This is a genomic window from Streptomyces sp. HUAS TT11 (genome assembly GCF_051553595.1).
Classification (GTDB): Bacteria; Actinomycetota; Actinomycetes; order Streptomycetales; family Streptomycetaceae; genus Streptomyces.
Genome location: NZ_CP196184.1, coordinates 1,567,440 through 1,585,137 on the forward strand (window position 1 = coordinate 1,567,440; position 17,698 = coordinate 1,585,137).

At 70.7% G+C, this 17,698-nt stretch carries 15 protein-coding genes; 4 read left to right on the plus strand and 11 right to left on the minus strand.

Annotated features, from left to right (window positions below; all coding sequences use genetic code 11):
• Nucleotides 1-55 precede the first annotated feature (55 nt).
• Both ACSHXN_RS07325 and ACSHXN_RS07330 read right to left on the minus strand, forming a co-directional pair.
• Nucleotides 56-2,047, minus strand: coding sequence for an ATP-binding protein (locus ACSHXN_RS07325; protein ID WP_438302820.1), 1,992 nt, complete (start codon nucleotides 2,045-2,047; stop codon nucleotides 56-58).
• A gap of 359 nt (nucleotides 2,048-2,406) precedes the next feature.
• The gene (locus ACSHXN_RS07330) at nucleotides 2,407-3,624 is read right to left on the minus strand and encodes an MBL fold metallo-hydrolase (RefSeq protein WP_438302821.1); all 1,218 of its coding nucleotides are present in this window, start codon (nucleotides 3,622-3,624) and stop codon (nucleotides 2,407-2,409) included.
• Nucleotides 3,625-3,827: 203 nt separating this feature from the next.
• Between ACSHXN_RS07330 and ACSHXN_RS07335 the strand changes: the two genes are divergently transcribed.
• The 3 genes from ACSHXN_RS07335 (at nucleotide 3,828) to ACSHXN_RS07345 (ending at nucleotide 6,313) form a co-directional block, all read left to right on the plus strand.
• A complete protein-coding gene (locus ACSHXN_RS07335; protein ID WP_355135770.1) occupies nucleotides 3,828-4,412 on the plus strand; it encodes a carboxymuconolactone decarboxylase family protein in 585 nt (194 codons plus the stop codon).
• Nucleotides 4,413-4,487: 75 nt separating this feature from the next.
• A complete protein-coding gene (locus tag ACSHXN_RS07340) occupies nucleotides 4,488-5,678 on the plus strand; it encodes a glutamate dehydrogenase (protein ID WP_356112766.1) in 1,191 nt (396 codons plus the stop codon).
• A 14-nt stretch (nucleotides 5,679-5,692) separates the two neighbouring features.
• A complete protein-coding gene (locus ACSHXN_RS07345; RefSeq protein ID WP_356295832.1) occupies nucleotides 5,693-6,313 on the plus strand; it encodes a TetR/AcrR family transcriptional regulator in 621 nt (206 codons plus the stop codon).
• A gap of 120 nt (nucleotides 6,314-6,433) precedes the next feature.
• On the opposite strand, the gene ACSHXN_RS07350 is transcribed toward ACSHXN_RS07345, so the two are convergent.
• Nucleotides 6,434-7,219, minus strand: a complete 786-nt coding sequence (locus ACSHXN_RS07350; RefSeq protein ID WP_355135794.1) for an SGNH/GDSL hydrolase family protein — start codon at nucleotides 7,217-7,219, stop codon at nucleotides 6,434-6,436.
• 341 nt (nucleotides 7,220-7,560) lie between these two features.
• On the opposite strand from ACSHXN_RS07350, the gene ACSHXN_RS07355 reads away from it, so the two are divergent.
• Nucleotides 7,561-8,358 carry a tyrosine-protein phosphatase gene (locus tag ACSHXN_RS07355; RefSeq protein WP_355135776.1) on the plus strand — a complete coding sequence of 266 codons (798 nt, stop codon included), beginning with the start codon at nucleotides 7,561-7,563 and terminating at the stop codon, nucleotides 8,356-8,358.
• A 28-nt stretch (nucleotides 8,359-8,386) separates the two neighbouring features.
• Here ACSHXN_RS07355 and ACSHXN_RS07360 read toward each other — a convergent pair whose 3' ends face one another.
• The 8 genes from ACSHXN_RS07360 to shc form a co-directional block, all read right to left on the minus strand.
• Nucleotides 8,387-8,536 (minus strand): DUF6126 family protein, encoded by a 150-nt coding sequence (locus tag ACSHXN_RS07360; RefSeq protein WP_355135778.1) that lies wholly within the window; start codon nucleotides 8,534-8,536, stop codon nucleotides 8,387-8,389.
• Complete coding sequence (locus ACSHXN_RS07365) at nucleotides 8,533-9,150, minus strand: helix-turn-helix domain-containing protein (protein ID WP_355802963.1); 618 nt, start codon at nucleotides 9,148-9,150, stop codon at nucleotides 8,533-8,535. Before ACSHXN_RS07365 ends, ACSHXN_RS07360 begins: the two co-directional genes overlap by 4 nt.
• Nucleotides 9,151-9,225: 75 nt before the next feature.
• On the minus strand, nucleotides 9,226-10,623 hold the full coding sequence (locus tag ACSHXN_RS07370; protein ID WP_438302822.1) for an aspartate aminotransferase family protein: 1,398 nt from the start codon (nucleotides 10,621-10,623) through the stop codon (nucleotides 9,226-9,228).
• A complete protein-coding gene (gene dxs, locus ACSHXN_RS07375) occupies nucleotides 10,620-12,515 on the minus strand; it encodes a 1-deoxy-D-xylulose-5-phosphate synthase (RefSeq protein WP_355135784.1) in 1,896 nt (631 codons plus the stop codon). Before dxs ends, ACSHXN_RS07370 begins: the two co-directional genes overlap by 4 nt.
• Before the next feature lie 149 nt (nucleotides 12,516-12,664).
• Nucleotides 12,665-13,846, minus strand: a complete 1,182-nt coding sequence (gene ispG, locus ACSHXN_RS07380; protein WP_438302823.1) for a flavodoxin-dependent (E)-4-hydroxy-3-methylbut-2-enyl-diphosphate synthase — start codon at nucleotides 13,844-13,846, stop codon at nucleotides 12,665-12,667.
• 4 nt (nucleotides 13,847-13,850) lie between these two features.
• Nucleotides 13,851-14,876, minus strand: coding sequence for an adenosyl-hopene transferase HpnH (gene hpnH / locus ACSHXN_RS07385; RefSeq protein ID WP_355139923.1), 1,026 nt, complete (start codon nucleotides 14,874-14,876; stop codon nucleotides 13,851-13,853).
• Between the two features lie 5 nt (nucleotides 14,877-14,881).
• Nucleotides 14,882-15,523 (minus strand): phosphorylase family protein, encoded by a 642-nt coding sequence (locus ACSHXN_RS07390; RefSeq protein WP_355139921.1) that lies wholly within the window; start codon nucleotides 15,521-15,523, stop codon nucleotides 14,882-14,884.
• On the minus strand, nucleotides 15,523-17,523 hold the full coding sequence (gene shc / locus ACSHXN_RS07395) for a squalene--hopene cyclase (RefSeq protein WP_355139919.1): 2,001 nt from the start codon (nucleotides 17,521-17,523) through the stop codon (nucleotides 15,523-15,525). The genes ACSHXN_RS07390 and shc overlap by 1 nt, the downstream gene beginning before the upstream one ends.
• Nucleotides 17,524-17,698: the final 175 nt, after the last annotated feature.

The following is a 17,698-nucleotide window of genomic DNA, read 5'->3' on the forward strand; positions in this document are numbered from 1 at the left end:
GTGGATCGACTCCTTGGGGTTCGCGGGTCTGCGGGAGCGGGCGGGGTCGGTGTGGTCATCCGGGCGGTGCACTCCCGTCCCGCCGGACGGTCCGTTCCCGGTCGGGCTCGCGTCGGGCGCGCACGTCGGCCGTGTGCGCCCGGTCCCCGGCCGGTGCTTCGGCAGGCGGCGACGGCGTGTCATCGGGGAACACCGGCTCGAGGTACGGGACGTCGGACCGTGCCCCGTCGTGCGGGTCGGGGACGGCCCCCGCACCGGTGTCCGGATCGTTGTGGCCGGGCCCCGCCTGCTCACGTGCCTCCGCGAGACCGATGCCCCGCTGGAAGGCGGCCATCAGGCCCGGGTCGTGGCCGATGGGCTGCTCGCCCTCCTGGCGTGCGGGCGGCGTCGGTCCCCCACGAAGCTGGGGTGCGAGGTGCTCCTGGGCGCGGCGGCGGGGCAGCCGGGGCTTGCCCATCGTGCCGCGGACGGTACCGACCAGGGGCGCCGGCCGTCTGTCGGTGGGCCGCTCGACGATCGGCCGGTCGCCGGAACGGAGTCCGGGCAGGGCCTCGGCGGGATTGGGCCGGGCACTGTCGGCGTCGCGCACGGGCAGCGGAGACCGGTCGCGCTCGTCCGGGACCGGATCGCCGCCCGGCCACTGCGCTCCGCGCGCCGCCGACGGCTCGGAACCGCCGAGGGGCGGGTGGGCGGCCCGCGCGCCCCGGGGCGGGGGTACGTGGGGGCGATGGTTTCCGGGAGCGGTCTCCTGCGGGCCTGCGGCACCGGGGGTCCCGACCGGTCCGGTGTCGGGGTCGGTCGTCTGCGGCTCCTGGGGTGCCGCGCCTCCGGCCGTGCCCGGATCCGGACCGATCAGCCCCTGCGGCACCACGAGCACCGCCTGGACGCCGCCGTAGATGTTGGTCTGCAACCGGACGTGGATGCCGTGCCTGCGGGCGAGTTGCGAGACCACGAACAGGCCGATGCGGCCGTCGGCCAGCAGTCCGGCGACGTTGACCTGGTCCGGGTCGGCCAGCAGGGTGTTCATCCGGCTCAGTTCGGCCTGCGGCATGCCGAGCCCGCGGTCCTCGACCTCGATGGCGAGCCCGGAGGTGACATGGCCGGCGCGCAGCAGGACCTGGGTGTGCGGAGCCGAGAACACCGTGGCGTTCTCGACGAGTTCGGCCAGGAGGTGGATGACGTCGGCGACGGCGTGGCCGCGCAGGGTGCCGTCCACCGGCGGTACGAGCTTGACCCGCGCGTACTGCTCGACCTCGGCGACGGCCGAGCGCAGCACTTCGGTCATCGGGACCGGATTGCTCCACTGGCGGCGCGAGACCGCGCCGCCGAGCACGGCGAGATTCTCCGCGTGGCGCCGGATGCGGGTGGCGAGATGGTCGACGTGGAAGAGGCCCTTGAGCAGGTCGGGGTCCTCGATCTCGTTCTCCAGCTCGTCGAGGATCGAGATCTCCCGGTGCACGAGGGACTGCAGGCGCCGCGCGAGGTTGAGGAAGACCTCGAGCTTCTGCTCGCTGCCGGTCTGGCTGGAGAGCTGTGCCGCCTGCAGGACGGCGGCGGAGGCGCCGTCGTGGGCCCGCGACAACTCGTCTGCGAGCAGTTCGAACTCGTCGCCGTCCTTGGTGGGTTTGCCGCGGGGCGTGCGCGTGGGCGGAGTGTCGCCGCGGCGGATCGCCTCGACCAGGGCCCGCAGGTCCGCCTCGCCGCGTGCGCTGGTGCGGCGCAGCATCTCGAGCCGCTCGGCGACGGATGTGGCGGCGCGCTCGGCGGCGACGGCGGCGATCGCGATGCCCGCGAAGGCCACTCCGAGGGCGCCCGCGAACACGGCCCACATCAAAAGCGTGGGGCGCGCACCGGTGGCACGGACGGTGAAGAGCACGGCGGCGGAGGCGCTGAGGGTCACCGCGAGGCAGGGCAGGATCGCCAGACGCAGCAACCGGGGCCGTATGGCGGTGGCGGGGGGCGCGGGGACGGTCTGGGCGACCGGTCGTCCGTGCCGCCCGCCCTCACGGCGGTCTGCGCGTGCGGCCGGTGCGCGAAGGTGAGACATCGGCGTCCTCGTACTCGGTGCGTCGGGGGCGTGGGGTCCCCGCGGTCTGCGCGGCTCGGGCATGCGCCCTCGCGGCGCCGGGTCGGGAAGGCCGAGGAACGGCGGCGCTCCGTCGCGCGGCGGCAACTCAGCGTAGTCGCCCTGAAGGCGTGCGCGGAGGGCTGTGGACAAAGTCCTCCGGAGAGCTTCCCGCTCTGGTATGACGCGTCGTACGACAGACCGACAACCAACCGGACACGCGTTCCCACTGCATGACCGAACCGATCAGAGCTGGTCAGAAGTGGTCGGGAACAATGGGCGAGGGCCGGGGAGCACTGTGCTCCCCGGCCCTCGCCTTGGTCCGGCGTCCGCCCGAAAGGTCAGCCTGCCGAGACCGTCTCCGGCTCCCCGGATCCTGTGGTGCCCTCACCCGGGATGTCACCCGCAGTGTCGGCGACGGCCACGGGCGCGGGCCAGCCGCCCTCCGGCTCGATCGCGACCCCGCGCCACCACGGCTCCGAGGGCACGGCCGGAGCGGTCGGCTCGAAGGGCTCGCCCGGGCGAGGCAGCGCGACCGGCGCTCCGGCCGCCCGCCCCGCCTCGACGGTGCCCTCGCCGGGCTCGGCCCAGGGGTGCGGCGCCAGGTTGAACGTGGCCCAGTGGATCGGCAGCATCACACCCTGCGGGCTGCCCCCCTGGAGGTCGAGGTGGGCGCGCATGCCCTCCTCGGGCGTCATGTGGATGTCGGGCCAGTACTCCGAATAGGCGCCGATCTGGATCATCGTGGCGTCGAACGGGCCGTGTGCGGCGCCGATATCCTTGAACCCGTCGAAGTAGCCGGTGTCGCCGCTGTGGTAGATCCGGTGCTCGTCGCCGGCCACGGCCCAGGACGCCCACAGCGTGTGCTGCCGGTTGCGCAGACCGCGGCCGCAGAAGTGGCGGGCCGGGGTGGCGGTCAGGCTGACGCCGCCGACCTTCGTCGTCTCGTGCCAGTCCAGCTCGCGCAGCCGGTCGGCCGAGACACCCCAGTGCTCCAGGTGGGCGCCCACACCGAGCGGTATCGCGAACACGGTGTCCGTCCCCGCCAGGGCCTTGATGGTGGGCAGGTCGAGATGGTCGTAGTGGTCGTGCGAGATGACGACGACGTCGACGGGGCCGAGCGCGGCGAGCGGCAGCGGCACCGGATGCAGCCGCTTGGGGCCGGCGAAGTCGAAGGGCGAGCAGCGCTCTCCCCAGACCGGGTCGAACAGCACCCGGTGCCCGTCGATCTCGGCGAGCACGCTGGAGTGCCCCATCCATGTCAGCCGCAACCCGCTCGCGGGAGGCGCGGCCAGATCGGCGTACGTCGTCGGATGCACGGGCACGGTGCCGGACGGAGCGCGGCGGACCCGGGCGTCCTTGCGGAAGTAGACCTTCGCCAGCTCAAGCGTGGAACCGCCGGACGGGCGGGTCCGGGTGCCCTCGGGGTTCACGAAGACGCCGTCCGCGAAGTGCGGCGACCTGCGGATGCGCGCCAGGCGCTCCCCGCTCGGATCCGCGCCGAAGGCGGCGGGCCGCAGCGCTCGGAGCCCCGAGCTCAGGGAACGTGAACCGGACACAGGACCTCCAGTGGAGTCGATGAGATCTTCCATTATTGTCGGCCCCTCCGACGACGACGGGCCTGCCGTGTCACAGTGCGACCTCCCCGGCGCACAGCGCGACACGTGCGGGCCGTCATGTCACATCCCGGTGGTGCCGGTTCGTCGCAAACGGTGCGGGTGCTCGCGAAGAGCGCCCCGGAACGACGTACTGGAGGTGCCCCATGGCCCGAGTCTCCCTGACCCCGCGCCGCACGTTCTTCTTCCGCTTCATGGAGTGGTACTCGAAGAGGACCTACGGCAAGGTCCTGGACCCCGGCAAGGCGCTGGCCCATCAGCCGGGCGTGCTGCGGGCCGATCTGCGCTTCGAGCGGTCGGTCGCCAAGTGGAACCGGCTCGACGCCGACCTCAAGGCGCTGGCCGAGATGGCGACGGCCGCATCGGTCGGCTGCTCCTGGTGCATGGACTTCGGCCACTGGGTGAGCCGGGAACGCGGCATGGCCCGCGAGAAGCTCGTGGACGTGCCCCGCTGGCGCGAGAGCGACGCCTACACGGAGCTGGAGCGCGACGTCATGGCGTATGCCGAGGCGATGACGGCCACCCCGCCCACGGTGGACGACGAGCTCGCCGCCCGGCTCGTCGGCCGGCTCGGCGAGCCCGCGTTCGTCGAGCTGACGGCGATGGTGGCGGTGGAGAACCTGCGCTCGCGCATCAACGCGGCACTGGGCCTGACGAGTCAGGGATTCAAGGACTCCTGCGACGTACCGCAGCGTGCGGAGCCGGTGTCCACCGCACACCAGAGGCGGTAGAAGGCCCTCGAAGGGCAGCCCCCGCTCATCGGGTCCCGGGCAGGCAACTGAATCGCCGTTCAGTACAGTGGGCTCATGACCACCGATCGGGGCGCTCCCCTCATCACGCTCGTCTGGACCGACCACGTCACCGGCCACCGGGGCTACCTCGTCGTCGACCGCCTCGTCCGGGGCGTCGCCAGCGGCGGGCTGCGGATGCGGCCCGGCTGCACGCTGGACGAGGTCGCCGGGCTGGCCCGCGGCATGACCATGAAGGAGGCGCTGCACTACAACCCGGAGGGCCGCTACGTGCCGCTGGGCGGCGCCAAGGGCGGCATCGACTGCGACCCCCGGGCCCCGGAGGCCTACGACGTCCTGGTGCGCTATCTGCGTGCCATGCGGCCGTACGTCGAGACGGTCTGGACCACCGGGGAGGACCTGGGCCTCACCCAGGACCTGGTGGACCGGGCGGCCGCCGAGGCGGGACTGGTGTCCTCGATCCAGGCCGTGTACCCGCTTCTCACCGACGAGGCGGCGGCCCGCGAACGGCTCGCCGACGCCTTCGCCCTGGAGGTGGACGGCATCGGTCTGGATGCGCTGGTCGGCGGGTGCGGGGTCGCCGAGTCCGTGCTGACCGCCCTGGACCGGGCCGGTGTGCCGTATGCGGGCACCCGGGTGGCCGTGCAGGGCTTCGGCACCATGGGCGGGGCCACGGCGCGCTTCCTGGCGCGGGCGGGACTGTCGGTCGTCGCGGTCGCCGATGTGAAGGGCACGATCGCCCATCCCGAGGGACTCGACGTGGAGGCGCTGCTCGCGGCGCGCGACGCCTACGGGACGGTGGACCGGGGAGCACTGCGCCCCACCGACCGCGAACTGCCCGGCGACGCCTGGCTGTCGGCCGAGGCCGAGGTACTGGTGCCCGCCGCGGTCTCGTACGCCATCGACACCGAGAACCAGGAGCACATCACCGCACGGTGGATCGTCGAGGCGGCCAACATGCCGGTGCTGCCCGACGCGGAGGGCCTGCTCGCCGCGCGCGGGGTGAGCGTGCTGCCGGACGTGGTGGTCAACTCCGGGACGAACGCCTGGTGGTGGTGGACGCTGTTCGGTGACGTGGGCGCCGACGCGGAGGAGGCGTTCGCCTACACACGACGCTCGATGCGGGACCTGGTCGGCCGGATGCTGGACCGGGCTCAGGCCGACGGGACGAGTCCGCGGACGGCCGCACACGCGCTTGTGGCGGACCGACTGCCGCTGATCGCCGAGCGGTTCGGCTGGTACCGGTGACGTAGGGTTGCCGCGTGACGAGGGTGCGGTTGAGCGTGGCCCAGCGGCGTGAGGAACTGCTGCGGGCCGCCGTCGGGCAGATCGAGGCGCGAGGCGTCGCGGCGGTGCGGATCGCCGACGTGGCCTCGGCACTCGGGGTGAGCAACGCGCTGGTCCTCTATCACTTCTCGACCAAGGAGAAGCTGGTCGCGGAGGCGTTCGCGTACGCCGCCGAGGACGATCTGGCGCATCTGCGCAAACTGCTCGGCCGCCGTACGTCGGCCCTGCGCCGCCTTCGGGCGGCGGTGCGCTGGTACGCGCCGACCGGGCAGGCCAAGGGCTGGCGGCTGTGGATCGAGGGCTGGGCGGCGTCACTGCGGGAACCCGCGCTGCGCGAGGTCACACGTGGCCTCGACCAGAAGTGGAAGGCCGGGATCACCGAGGTTCTGGCGGAAGGGGTCGCCGCCGGCGAGTTCCGGTGCACCGACCCGGCGGGCACCGCGATACGCCTGACCGCGCTCCTCGACGGGCTGGCCGTGCAGATGACCACGTACAAGGGCACGGTGGCGCGGGCCCGGGCGCAGGAGTGGGTGGACGACGCACTCGCCCGCGAACTGGGCGTGGATCGCGCCGCGTTGACGGATCCGAAGGGCTGACGCCGGCCTGCTCCGCCAGGTCGACGGCGCGCGTCGACGCGGCGCGGCCCGGCGCGTGCCCGGGCCCTGCGAATCCGGGTCCCGGGCACGCGCCGGACCGCGCCGTCAAGAGGGGCCGGTTCAGACCGCCTTCGCGATGCGCATCTTGATGTCGTCCGGCGACAGGGCGCCCTTCGCCACGACACGGTCCCCGGAGGACTCGCCGCGCAACCGCCGTCCGATCCACGGGACCAGGTACTCACGCGCCCAGTGGATGTCGTCGCGCCGCACCTCGAGCGTGCCGCGCGGCGGCAGCGGCGGCCAGGCCTGGTCGGGGTCGGCGGGCACGTCGACGCCGAGTACCTGTCCTGCCCGCAGGGCGACCCGGGTGTGTCCCTCGGGCGAGAGGTGCAGACGGTCGTCGTCCCAGGCGCGCCGGTCCTGGACGGTCTTCAGCGACCACAGGTCGAGCACGGGGCAGCCGTACCGGTCGGCGATCGCCCGGACGTGCCCGTTGTACGTGGCGATCTTGCCGCGCAGATGCTTGAGCACGGGGACACCACGGGTGTCGAAGCCCGTCGTCACCATCACCGTGCCGACCGCCGAGGTCAGAGCGGCGATGGCGTGCTCGAAGCGTTCGGCGACGTCGTCGGGGTCGGTGCCCGGCCGGATGATGTCGTTCCCGCCCGCGCAGAAGGACACCAGGTCCGGGGCGAGTTCGACGGCCTTCGGTAGCTGGTGCGCGACGATCTGGTCGAGCAGTTTGCCGCGCACGGCGAGGTTCGTGTACGTGAAGGCGCCCTCGGGCCGCCGATCGGCGAGGAGCACCGCGAACCGGTCGGCCCAGCCGACCAACTGCCCGTCGGGGCCGGGATCGCCGACGCCCTCGGTGAAGCTGTCCCCCACCGCCACGTACGACCCGATCACTGATCTGTTGTCACTCTTCGAATCGTCTGCCACGTCGGTCCATGATTCACCTTGCGATGTGAGCTACGCGACCGTAGGCAGGGGTTGACGGACGGTGAGATAAACCACGCGCCGAATTCGGTCCGATCCGGAATAACGCTCCCATCGGTGATGTTGGAGGAGCCACTGCGCACGGAGGCCGGGATGTGCCGCCGGTCGCGGGCCGCCGGGCGTCGCCCAGGGACTGCCACCGCAGAACGACGGACAGACTGCCGTCGCTGATCGACCGGCAAACCCATGTCGTATCGTCGAAGCGCGGCCCGCCGGCGAGCAGCGCCGGCGGACGGATGGGAGGAGCCCTCGTGACGCAGCAGGTCCCGTCGACCGAGCCCGAGCTGACCGGGGTGCGCAACTTCCGCGACGTGGGCGGTCTGCCGACCGTGGACGGGCGGCGCGTGCGGCACGGAGTGCTCTTCAGGAGCGGCCACCTCGCGCATGCGACGGAGAAGGACGCCGCGTTCCTCGGCTCCCTCGGCCTGCACACGGTCTTCGACTTCCGCAATGCTGCGGACAAGAAGCTCGAGGGGCCCGACGTCGAGCTCCCCGGGGTGCGCAACGTCAGTCTTCCGCTCACCGATCCGGCGGACGGGGCCGAGTTCTGGAAGATGGTCCGGGACGGCGACATCGAGCAGTTGCGCACACTCCTCGCCGAGGGCCAGGCCGCGAACCGCATGATCGCCTCCTACCGCACCATCGTCAGGGAACGGACGGCCGAACACTCCCAGGTGCTGCGCTCCCTGGCCGAGGACAGCGTGCCCGCGCTGATGCACTGCGCGGCCGGCAAGGACCGCGCGGGGCTGTCGATCGCGGTGACACTGCTGGCCCTCGGGGTCGAGCGGGAGGCGATCGTCGCGGACTACCTGGAGTCCAACGCGAAGCACCGCCGCTACAAGGTGCACCGCAACGGCTCGTCGCCCGACACGTACTCCCCCGAGGTGATGGAGCTGCTCAGCCCGCTCTTCGACGCCCGCGCCGAGTATCTGGCGGCGGCGATCGACACCGTCGAGGAGACCTGGGGCGGCGTCGAGGAGTATCTGGAGCAGGGGCTCGGGCTCACGCCGGCGCTGCGGGAGCGGCTGCGCGGTCGCCTGCTGGACTGAGTCGCCCGCGCCGCCGCAACGGGGCCGGTTACTTCGCCCCCACCTCGAACAGCAGGTAGATGAAACCGGCGAAGAGGTGGCCGACGGCGATGTAGACGATCAGGCGGATCCACAGGGCGCGGGGGAACTTCTCCTCCATGTCCCTGCGCTGGGGGCGGGTCTCCGGCTGTTCGGTCATGGCATTTCTCCAGGGGTGGGTCCGAGGCACAACGTGGCGGTCGGGCTCTGCAGCAGGGTGTGGACGAAAAGCAGATCGGTGCCGCCCTGGTCGGCGGCCGCGATGCGGTGCGGGGTCAGTGAGTCGAAATGCGCGCTGTCCCCGGACGCGAGCACATGAGTGGTGTCCCCCAGCCGCAGGCGCAACCGCCCGCTCAGCACGTACAGCCACTCCTCGCCGGGATGGACACGCACGATGTCGCCCTGCGCACCGTGCGGGACGTGGACGCGGAGCGCCTGCATGCCCCGGCCCGGTGCGCCGGCCTGCCAGTACGTCCAGCCGCCCGCCCGCGTCGGCTCCATGTCGGGGGCGCGGACGACCGCCTCCTGGTCCGCGACGGTCTCGCCGAGCAATTCGGAGACGGTCGTACCGTAGATACGGGCGAGTGCGAGCAGCATCGGCAGCGAGGGCTGGCGCTGCCCGGTCTCGAGCCGGGAGAGGTGCGCGGGCGAGAGCCCGGCGGAGCGGGCCGCGGCCTCCAGGGTGAGCGAGGCGCGGCGCCGCAGCGCGCGCAGCTGCGGCGCGACGGCGGTAAGGTCCTCGCCGGGCCCACGCTCGTTCTCGGGAGAGCTCATGCTCTCTATTCAGCCGCAGCTTTGCCTCTGCGGCAAGTTTCTTGCCTTAGAGGCAAAGCCCGCGAGGTGCGCGCGTCAGCGGTTGGCCACCGCCTGCTTGATCAGGGTCTTTCCGAAGTCCCACATCAGCCCGCCGCCGTGCGCGTCGTCCATGACGGCGGTGAAGGCCTCCACGAACCGGTCCACGTCCCGCTCACCGATAGTCAGCGGCGGAATCAGCTTGATCACCTCCAGATGGTCGCCGGAGACCTGGGTGAGGATCCGGTGCCGTTGCAGCAGCGGGACGACGACCATCTGTGCGAACAGTCCCTTGCGGGCCGTCTGGAGCATGGTCCACCGGCCACGCAGTTTCAGTGAGCTGGGCCTGCCGAACTCGATCCCGATCATGAGTCCACGCCCGCGGACGTCGCTGAGCAGCTCGTACTTGTCGACGAGCGTGGCGAGCCGGGATTTCAGCTGCTCCCCCACGGCACGGGCGTTCGCGACGATCTGCTCGTTCTCCATGGCGGAGAGAACCGCGAGCCCGGCCGCCATCGCCTGCGCGTTCGATCCGAAACTCGCCGAGTGCACCAGCACCCGGTCCATGGAGGAGTAGACCTTCTTGAAGATCCATTCCTTGCCCAGGGTGGCGCCGACCGGTACATAGCCACCGGACAGCGCCTTCGCCACGCACACCAGGTCCGGCTCGACGCCGCCCTCGTGCTGGTAGGCGTAGAAGTCCCCGGTACGGCCGAGGCCGGTCTGCACCTCGTCCGCGATGAGCAGGGCCTTGTGCTTGTGCAGCAGCTCCTGCGCGGCCTGGAGATAGCCGGGCGGCGCCTCGTGGACGCCCTTCCCCTGAATGGGCTCGACGATGAGGGCCGCCACGTTCCCCTTCCTGAGTTCCCGCGCCAGGGCGTCGAGATCGCCCAGCGGTACCGCCGTGTCGGGCAGCAGCGGCGCGAACCCGTCGCGGAAGCCGCGCTCACCGTTCACCGACAGCGAGCCGGTGGTCAGACCGTGGAAGGCGTGCTCGCAGTACAGGATGCGCGGCCTGCCGGTGGCGAAGCGGGCGAACTTCAGCGCGGTCTCGACCGCCTCGGTGCCGCTGTTGCCGAAGAACACCCTGTCCAGGTGCGGACTGTGGCTGAGCAGCTTCTCCGCCAGCAGCCCGGGCAGCGGCTGGCAGTCGAAGCGGGTGAGGTCGGCGAGCTGTGCGTCCAGGACGTCGTGCAGCGCCTTGCGGACCACGGGGTGGTGACGGCCGAGGCCCATCACCCCGAACCCGGCGAGCATGTCCAGGTAGTCGTTGCCGTCGGCGTCCCAGAAGTGCGCACCCTCGGCCCGCTCGTAGACCTTGTCGAAGCCGATGGTGTGGAGCATGCGCGGGAGCTGGTGGTTGAGGTACCTGGTGTGCAGCTCGTAGCGCTCGGCCCCGCGCTCGGCCAGGAGTGCTCCGAGGTCGAAGTCGCGGTTCCCGGAAGGGATGGTCATGCGTGCTTCTCCTTGGACGGCTCATCCTTGACGGCCAGGCTCGCGCTGATCCGCCCCGCGACCTCGACGGGCGTGAGCCCGATGTCGGCGAGCAACTCGCCCCGCTTGGCGTGCGCGAGGAACTGCTCCGGGATCCCGAAGCGCCGCACCGGAACGTCGACGTCGGCGTCCGAGAGCGCCAGGGCGACCGCCGAGCCGACGCCGGCGGCCCTGCTGTTGTCCTCGACGACCGCGACGAGCCGGTGTTCGGCGGCCAGGCCCGGGAGCGCGGGGTCGACGGGCTTGACCCAGCGGGGGTCGACGACCGTGCAGCCGATACCGCGCGCCTGGAGCAGCTCGGCGGCCTGGAGGCAGACGGGTGCCATGACGCCGACGGCCACCATGAGCACCTCGGGGCGGTCGGCGCGGTGCAGGACGTCGAGGCCGCCCACCCGGTCCACCGCCGGGATCGCCGGACCCACCGACTCCTTCGGGAAACGGATCAGGGTGGGCGCGTCGTCGACCGCGACCGCCTCCCGCAGCTGCGCGCGCAACTGGTCGGCGTCACGTGGCGCGGCGATCCTGAGGCCCGGCACCACCTGCAGCACCGACATGTCCCACATGCCGTTGTGCGACGGTCCGTCGACACCCGTCACGCCGGCCCGGTCCAGGACGAACGTGACCCCGCAGCGGTGCAGGGCCACGTCCATGAGGAGCTGGTCGAAGGCGCGGTTGAGGAACGTCGCGTAGACGGCGACGACCGGATGGAGTCCTCCGGTCGCGAGGCCGGCCGCGGAAACGGCCGCGTGCTGCTCGGCGATGCCCACGTCCCACACCCGGTCAGGGAAGCGCTCGGCGAACTTGGCCAGGCCCACCGGGTGCAGCATGGCGGCCGTGATCGCCACGACGTCCTCGCGCTCCTCGCCGATCCGGGCGATCTCGTCCCCGAAGACCGACGTCCACGACGGCCCGCCCGAGGGAGCGAGGGGCTCGCAGGTGAGCGGGTCCATCACGCCGACCGTGTGGAAGTGGTCCTCCTCGTGGGCGAGCGCGGGCTCGTAGCCGCGGCCCTTCTCGGTGAGGCAGTGGATCAGCACCGGACCGTGGAAGCGCTTGGCGCGCCGCAGCGCCGACTCGACGGCCCGGATGTCGTGTCCGTCGATCGGGCCGACGTACTTCAGTCCCAGGTCCTCGAACAGGCCCTGAGGCGCGAACGCGTCCTTGAAGCCCTTCTTGGCGCCGTGCAGGGCCTCGTAGACGGTGGTGCCGACGACGGGTGTGCGCTGGAGCACGTCCTTGCCCCAGGCCAGGACCTTCTCGTAGCCGTCGGTCGTCCGCAGGGTGGCCAGGTGGTTGGCGAGACCGCCTATGGTCGGCGCGTACGAGCGCTCGTTGTCGTTGACGACGACGATGAGCGGGCGGTCCTTGGCCGCGGCGATGTTGTTGAGCGCCTCCCAGGCCATGCCGCCGGTGAGGGCGCCGTCGCCGATGACCGCGACGACATGGCCCTTCTCCCCCTGCACCTGACGGGCCTTGGCGAGCCCGTCGGCCCAGCCGAGTGCGGTCGACGCGTGGCTGTTCTCGATGATGTCGTGCTCGGACTCCTCGCGCGAGGGATAGCCGGAGAGGCCTCCCTTGCCACGCAGCTTGGAGAAGTCCTGACGCCCTGTCAGCAACTTGTGCACATAGCTCTGGTGGCCGGTGTCCCACAGGATGCGGTCGACCGGTGACTCGAAGGCCCGGTGGAGCGCGATGGAGAGTTCCACCACCCCCAGATTGGGCCCCAGGTGACCACCCGTCCTGGCGACCGCGTGGACCAGGAACTCCCGGATCTCCTCGGCCAGTCGGCTCAGCTCCGCCTCGGACAGCGCCTTCAGGTCGCGTGGTCCCCGGATGCTCTCCAGAATCGTCACGCTCGGGCCTCCCCTATTTTTCGAATCGCCTCCTGGGCGCAGAAGCCGGTGTCGAGAAGGCGACCAGGCCCGGCCCTGAGGGCCGGGCCCGCACGTCGTCACCTTCTCGGCACCGTCGCGCCCCTTCGGATCACTCACTGGTAGGTCGTTCAAGCGACCGTGACGCCAGAGGCTCCTGGCGTGGTGACGGCCGGAGCGCCGGATGCGACGCCGTCCTTCTCCATCTGCTCGGCGAGCTTCATGGCCTCCTCGATCAGGGTCTCCACGATCTTCGACTCGGGCACCGTCTTGATGACCTCACCCTTCACAAAGATCTGACCCTTGCCGTTGCCGGACGCGACACCCAGATCCGCCTCACGCGCCTCACCCGGACCGTTGACCACACAGCCCATCACCGCGACCCGCAGCGGAACCTCCATCCCCTCCAGCCCCGCCGTGACCTCCTCGGCCAACTTGTACACATCCACCTGCGCACGACCGCACGACGGACACGACACGATCTCCAGACCACGCTCCCGAAGACCCAACGACTCCAGAATCTGCGCGCCCACCTTCACCTCCTCCACCGGAGGAGCCGACAACGACACACGAATCGTGTCACCGATGCCCTGCGACAACAGCGCACCGAACGCCACCGCGGACTTCACCGTGCCCTGGAACGCCGGACCCGCCTCCGTCACACCCAGATGCAACGGATACTCACACTGCGCCGCAAGCTGCCGATACGCCTCGACCATCACAACCGGATCGTTGTGCTTCACCGAGATCTTGATATCCCGGAAATCATGCTCCTCGAACAACGACGCCTCCCACAGCGCCGACTCCACCAGCGCCTCCGGCGTCGCCCGGCCGTACTTCTGCAGCAACCGCCGGTCCAACGACCCCGCGTTCACCCCGATCCGAATCGGCGTCCCATGATCCTTGGCCGCCTTCGCGATCTCCCGCACCTTGTCGTCGAACTGCTTGATATTGCCCGGATTCACCCGCACCGCAGCACAACCCGCCTCGATCGCCGCGAACACATACTTCGGCTGGAAGTGAATGTCCGCAATCACCGGGATCTGCGACTTCCGCGCAATCGTCGCCAACGCATCCGCATCATCCTGCGTCGGACACGCCACCCGCACGATCTGGCAACCCGACGCCGTCAACTCCGCGATCTGCTGCAACGTCGCACCGATGTCCGACGTACGCGTCGTCGTCATCGACTGCACCGACACCGGAGCGCCGCCCCCGACCGCCACCGACCCGACCTGGATCTGCCGCGACACGCGTCGCTGCGCGATGGGCCGGGCCGGCACCTCGGGGACACCCAAGGAAACGGCGGCCATCACATCACCGCTGCTTTCCGGTGGTCATGGTCTCGCGTGCGGCCCGCAGCGACTCCTTCAAGGAGCCCATGGTGGCGAGCACGGCGGTCGGCTCGTAGCCGCAGTGCGCCATGCAGTTGGCGCAGCGCGGGTCCTTGCCGCGGCCGTACTGGTCCCAGTCGGTCTCCTCGAGCAGTTGCCTGTACGTGGCCACATACCCGTCGCTCATCAGGTAGCAGGGCTTCTGCCAGCCGAAGAGGGAGTAGCTCGGGATCGCCCACGCGGTGCACGGGAAGTCGACCTTGCCCTCGAGGAAGTCCAGGAAGAGCGGGCTCTGGTTGAGCCGCCAACGCCTGCGGTTGCCTCCGGAGAAGGCCTTCTTGAACAGCTCCCGGGTCTGCTGCACACCGAGGAAGTGCTCCTGGTCGGGCGCCTTCTCGTAGGCGTAGGCGGGCGAGAGCATCATCTCGTCCACCTCCAGGTCGTCGTTGAGGAAGTTCAGCACCTCGACGATGGTCTGGGGGGTGTCCGTGTTGAAGAAGGTCGAGTTGGTGGTCACCCGGAAGCCGCGCCGCTTGGCCTCCTTGATCGCCTCCACCGCCTCGTCGAAGGTGCCCTCCTTGGCCACCGACGCGTCGTGGCGCTCGCGCAGCCCGTCGATGTGCACGGCCCAGGCGAAGTACGGCGAGGGCTTGAACTTGTCCATCTTCTTGCGCATCAGCAGTGCGTTGGTGCACAGGAAGACGAACTTCTTCTTGGCCACCAACTGCCGCACGATCTCGTCGATCTGCGGATGCATCAGCGGTTCGCCGCCCGCGATGGACACCATCGGGGCGCCGGACTCGAGGACCGCACCCACAGCCTGGGCGACGGGCATGCGCTGCTTGAGCACCCCGGCCGGATGCTGGATCTTTCCGCAGCCCTCGCACTTGAGGTTGCAGGCGAAGAGCGGTTCCAGCTCGACCAGCAGCGCGAACTTGTCCCGCCTCTTGATTTTCTGTTCAAACAGGTATGTAGCGACCTTGATGGACTGGCGCAGCGGCATGGCCATCTGGCTCACCTCCGAGGGAGCAGCAAAGAACGGTGCCATTCGAAGAAAGCGGGAAGGACGGCACGCAGGACGCGGAAAGCTGATATTCCACCGCGCAAGGTGCCGATACGGACAAGTTCATGTTCTGGAGCGTCCACGACCACCCGGACGGCCGCAACCGGGCGCTCGCCCGTGCGTACGGCGCCGTGAATCGTGGCCGCGGACTCCATGTCGACCGCGATCGCTCCGGTCGCAAGCAGCTCAGACCGCTCCTGACCTCGGACGACATGGTCCGAGCCGGTGAGCGGCCCGGTGTGGACGGTGCGCCCGGGAAGGGCGCGTGCGAGTTCCCTGACGAGCAGATCGGTGCCCACGCACGCGGTGGTGCCGCGTGGGTCCCGGGTCTCCTCGGCGACGACCAGGTCACCGGGGTGCATCCCCGGGGCCAGGCCGGCACAGAAACCCGTGGCGACGACGGCCGCCCCGGCCAGGGCGGGGTCGTCGAGCACCCGGGTGACCGAGCGTTCGGCCGCCCGGGGGCCCATACCCGTACGGAGCAGGGTGACGGGCCCGTCGGCACCCGCGTGACCGCCACTGCGCAGGGCGAGGTGCTCGATGCCGAGCGCGCAGGCGATCAGCAGCGGGAGCTGTTCGGGCTTGTGGCTCATCAGCTCGCCTTGGCCCCGGCGAACGGCTCGCCGTTGACGTAGCGGCCGAGGGCCGTGAGCGGGAAGACCTGCCGGTACAGGTGGTAGTTGATGGAGAAGTCCCACGGGAAGCCCGTGCCGGTGAAGTGGGGCTCCTCCCAGGACCCGTCCTCGCGCTGGGTCCGGGCGAGGAAGTCGACTCCCCGCTCCGCGGCCTTGCCCTCGCTCTCCCCCGCAGCGAGCAGCGCGAGCAGCGCCCACGCCGTCTGCGAGGCGGTGGAGGCGCCCCGGCCGCTCCATTCCTGGACGTACTTGTAGGAGCGCAGGTCCTCGCCCCAGCCACCGTCGTCGTTCTGCACGCTCTCCAGCCAGGCGACGGCCCGGCGGATCGCCGGGTGCGAACCGGGGACGCCCGCGGCCACGAGGGCCGGCACCACCGAACCTGTGCCATACACGTAATTGACGCCCCAGCGACCGAACCATGAACCGTCCGGCTCCTGTTCGGCCAGCAGCCACTCGATGCCCCGGCGGGTGCGCGGGTCGTGGGAGAGTCCTTCGACCGCGAGCATCTCCACGACGTGCGCGGTGACGTCGGCCGACGGCGGGTCGATGACCTCACCGAAGTCGCAGAACGGCAGCCGGTTGGGGAACGCGCTGGTGTTGTCGACATCGAACGCGCCCCATGCGCCGTTCTTGGACTGCATACCGAGGTTCCAGCGCACTCCGCGCCCGATGGCCTGCTCGAGGCGCTCCCGATCCTGGTGCCTCACGCGACGCAGGGCGAGCACTACCTCGGCGGTGTCGTCGATGTCCGGGTAGTTGTCGTTGTGGAACTCGAACGCCCAGCCGCCCGGCGGCAGTTGGGGGCGTTTCACCGACCAGTCGCCGGGCCGGGTGATCTCCTCGCCGAGCATCCAGTCCGCGGCCTTCACCAACTGCGGGTGGTCGGCGGGCACTCCCGCGTCGGCGAGCGCGATGGTCGCGAGGCAGGTGTCCCACACCGGGGACTGACACGCCTCGATCATGCGGGCACCGTCCTCGCGCCACACCGCGAAGCGGTCGAGCGACGCGATGCCCTCGCGCAGCACCGGGTGCTCCAGGTCGTAGCCGAGCAGGTGCAGGGCGATGATCGAGTACACCGCGGGCGGCTGGATGCCGCCCCAGCAGCCGTCGTTCTCCTGCCGCTCGATGATCCAGCGCGATGCGGCCTTCATGGCGGCCGCGCGCAGCCGGCGCGGGGCGACCTTGCGGAACTGGTGCAGGGCCTTGTCCAGCCGCTGGAAGGCTCCGTCCCAACTGGCCACCGGGGCCGGGTCCCTGGCCGGGTTGGGGTTGCCCGCGTCGGTGTGCAGCTCGTCCAGTGGGAACGGGGCAGGACGTACCGGGCGCTTCGCCGAGACGACGGTGAGCGGCACGATGGTCTGACGCGCCCAGCAGCCGAAGTCGTAGATGTTCAGTGGCATCCACTTCGGGAAGTAGATGAGTTCCGGCGGCAGTTCGGGCAGGTCCTCCCACTTCCACCAGCCGAACAGGGCGAGCCAGATCCGGGTGAAGACGCGGGAGGCGGCGACGCCGCCCTGTTCCCGGACCCATGCGGACGCCCGTGCCATGTGGGGCTCGTCCGGCGCGTCGCCGGCCAGGCGCAGCGCCACGTACGCCTCGATGGTGGTGGACAGTTCGCCCGGTCCGCCGTAGAAGGTTGCCCAGGTGCCGTCCTCGCGCTGCTCGCCGCGGATGAACAGCGCGGCGGCCTGCGTGGTCCTGTCGTCGCGGATCCCCAGGAACTGGCGGAGCAGCAGGTCCTCTGCGTCCATCGTGACGTTCGTCTCGAGGTCGCCCTTCCACCAGCCCTGGGCGTTCTGCTCCGCGAGCAGGAAATCTGTCGCGCGCCGCATGGCGCGTTCGGCGGCATGTCGAATGCCGACCGTCCCGGCCGCCTCCGGGAGCGGTTCGTCTGATTCGGTGGCCGAGTCGGCGCGGGGCGGTAGCGCCCCTGTGCTTCCGTCGGTCGTCGCTGTCATGGCTTCCCCTTCGTGCAGTCATACAAGTAGTGCTGCTGTGGGTCCGCCGTCGGCCGCTGTGCTTGCCCGATGCGGGTCCCCTCACTCACAGGAGTCCCCCCGCCCGGGCGATGCCGGGACTGAGGGAGGAGTCGGGAGCGGGGAAGGCACCGGCCGGCGACTACGCGAGGTGTGT

Excerpts from the sequence above, each read along its gene's own strand:
- ACSHXN_RS07325 (WP_438302820.1), bottom strand. The coding sequence starts at position 2,047 with ATGTCTCACCTTCGCGCACCGGCCGCACGCGCAGACCGCCGTGAGGGC.
- ACSHXN_RS07335 (WP_355135770.1), top strand. The coding sequence starts at position 3,828 with ATGGCCCGAGTCTCCCTGACCCCGCGCCGCACGTTCTTCTTCCGCTTC.
- ACSHXN_RS07340 (WP_356112766.1), top strand. The coding sequence starts at position 4,488 with ATGACCACCGATCGGGGCGCTCCCCTCATCACGCTCGTCTGGACCGAC.
- ACSHXN_RS07360 (WP_355135778.1), bottom strand. The coding sequence starts at position 8,536 with ATGACCGAACAGCCGGAGACCCGCCCCCAGCGCAGGGACATGGAGGAG.
- ACSHXN_RS07365 (WP_355802963.1), bottom strand. The coding sequence starts at position 9,150 with ATGAGCTCTCCCGAGAACGAGCGTGGGCCCGGCGAGGACCTTACCGCC.
- ACSHXN_RS07370 (WP_438302822.1), bottom strand. The coding sequence starts at position 10,623 with ATGACCATCCCTTCCGGGAACCGCGACTTCGACCTCGGAGCACTCCTG.
- ispG (WP_438302823.1), bottom strand. The coding sequence starts at position 13,846 with ATGGCCGCCGTTTCCTTGGGTGTCCCCGAGGTGCCGGCCCGGCCCATC.
- hpnH (WP_355139923.1), bottom strand. The coding sequence starts at position 14,876 with ATGGCCATGCCGCTGCGCCAGTCCATCAAGGTCGCTACATACCTGTTT.
- ACSHXN_RS07390 (WP_355139921.1), bottom strand. The coding sequence starts at position 15,523 with ATGAGCCACAAGCCCGAACAGCTCCCGCTGCTGATCGCCTGCGCGCTC.
- shc (WP_355139919.1), bottom strand. The coding sequence starts at position 17,523 with ATGACAGCGACGACCGACGGAAGCACAGGGGCGCTACCGCCCCGCGCC.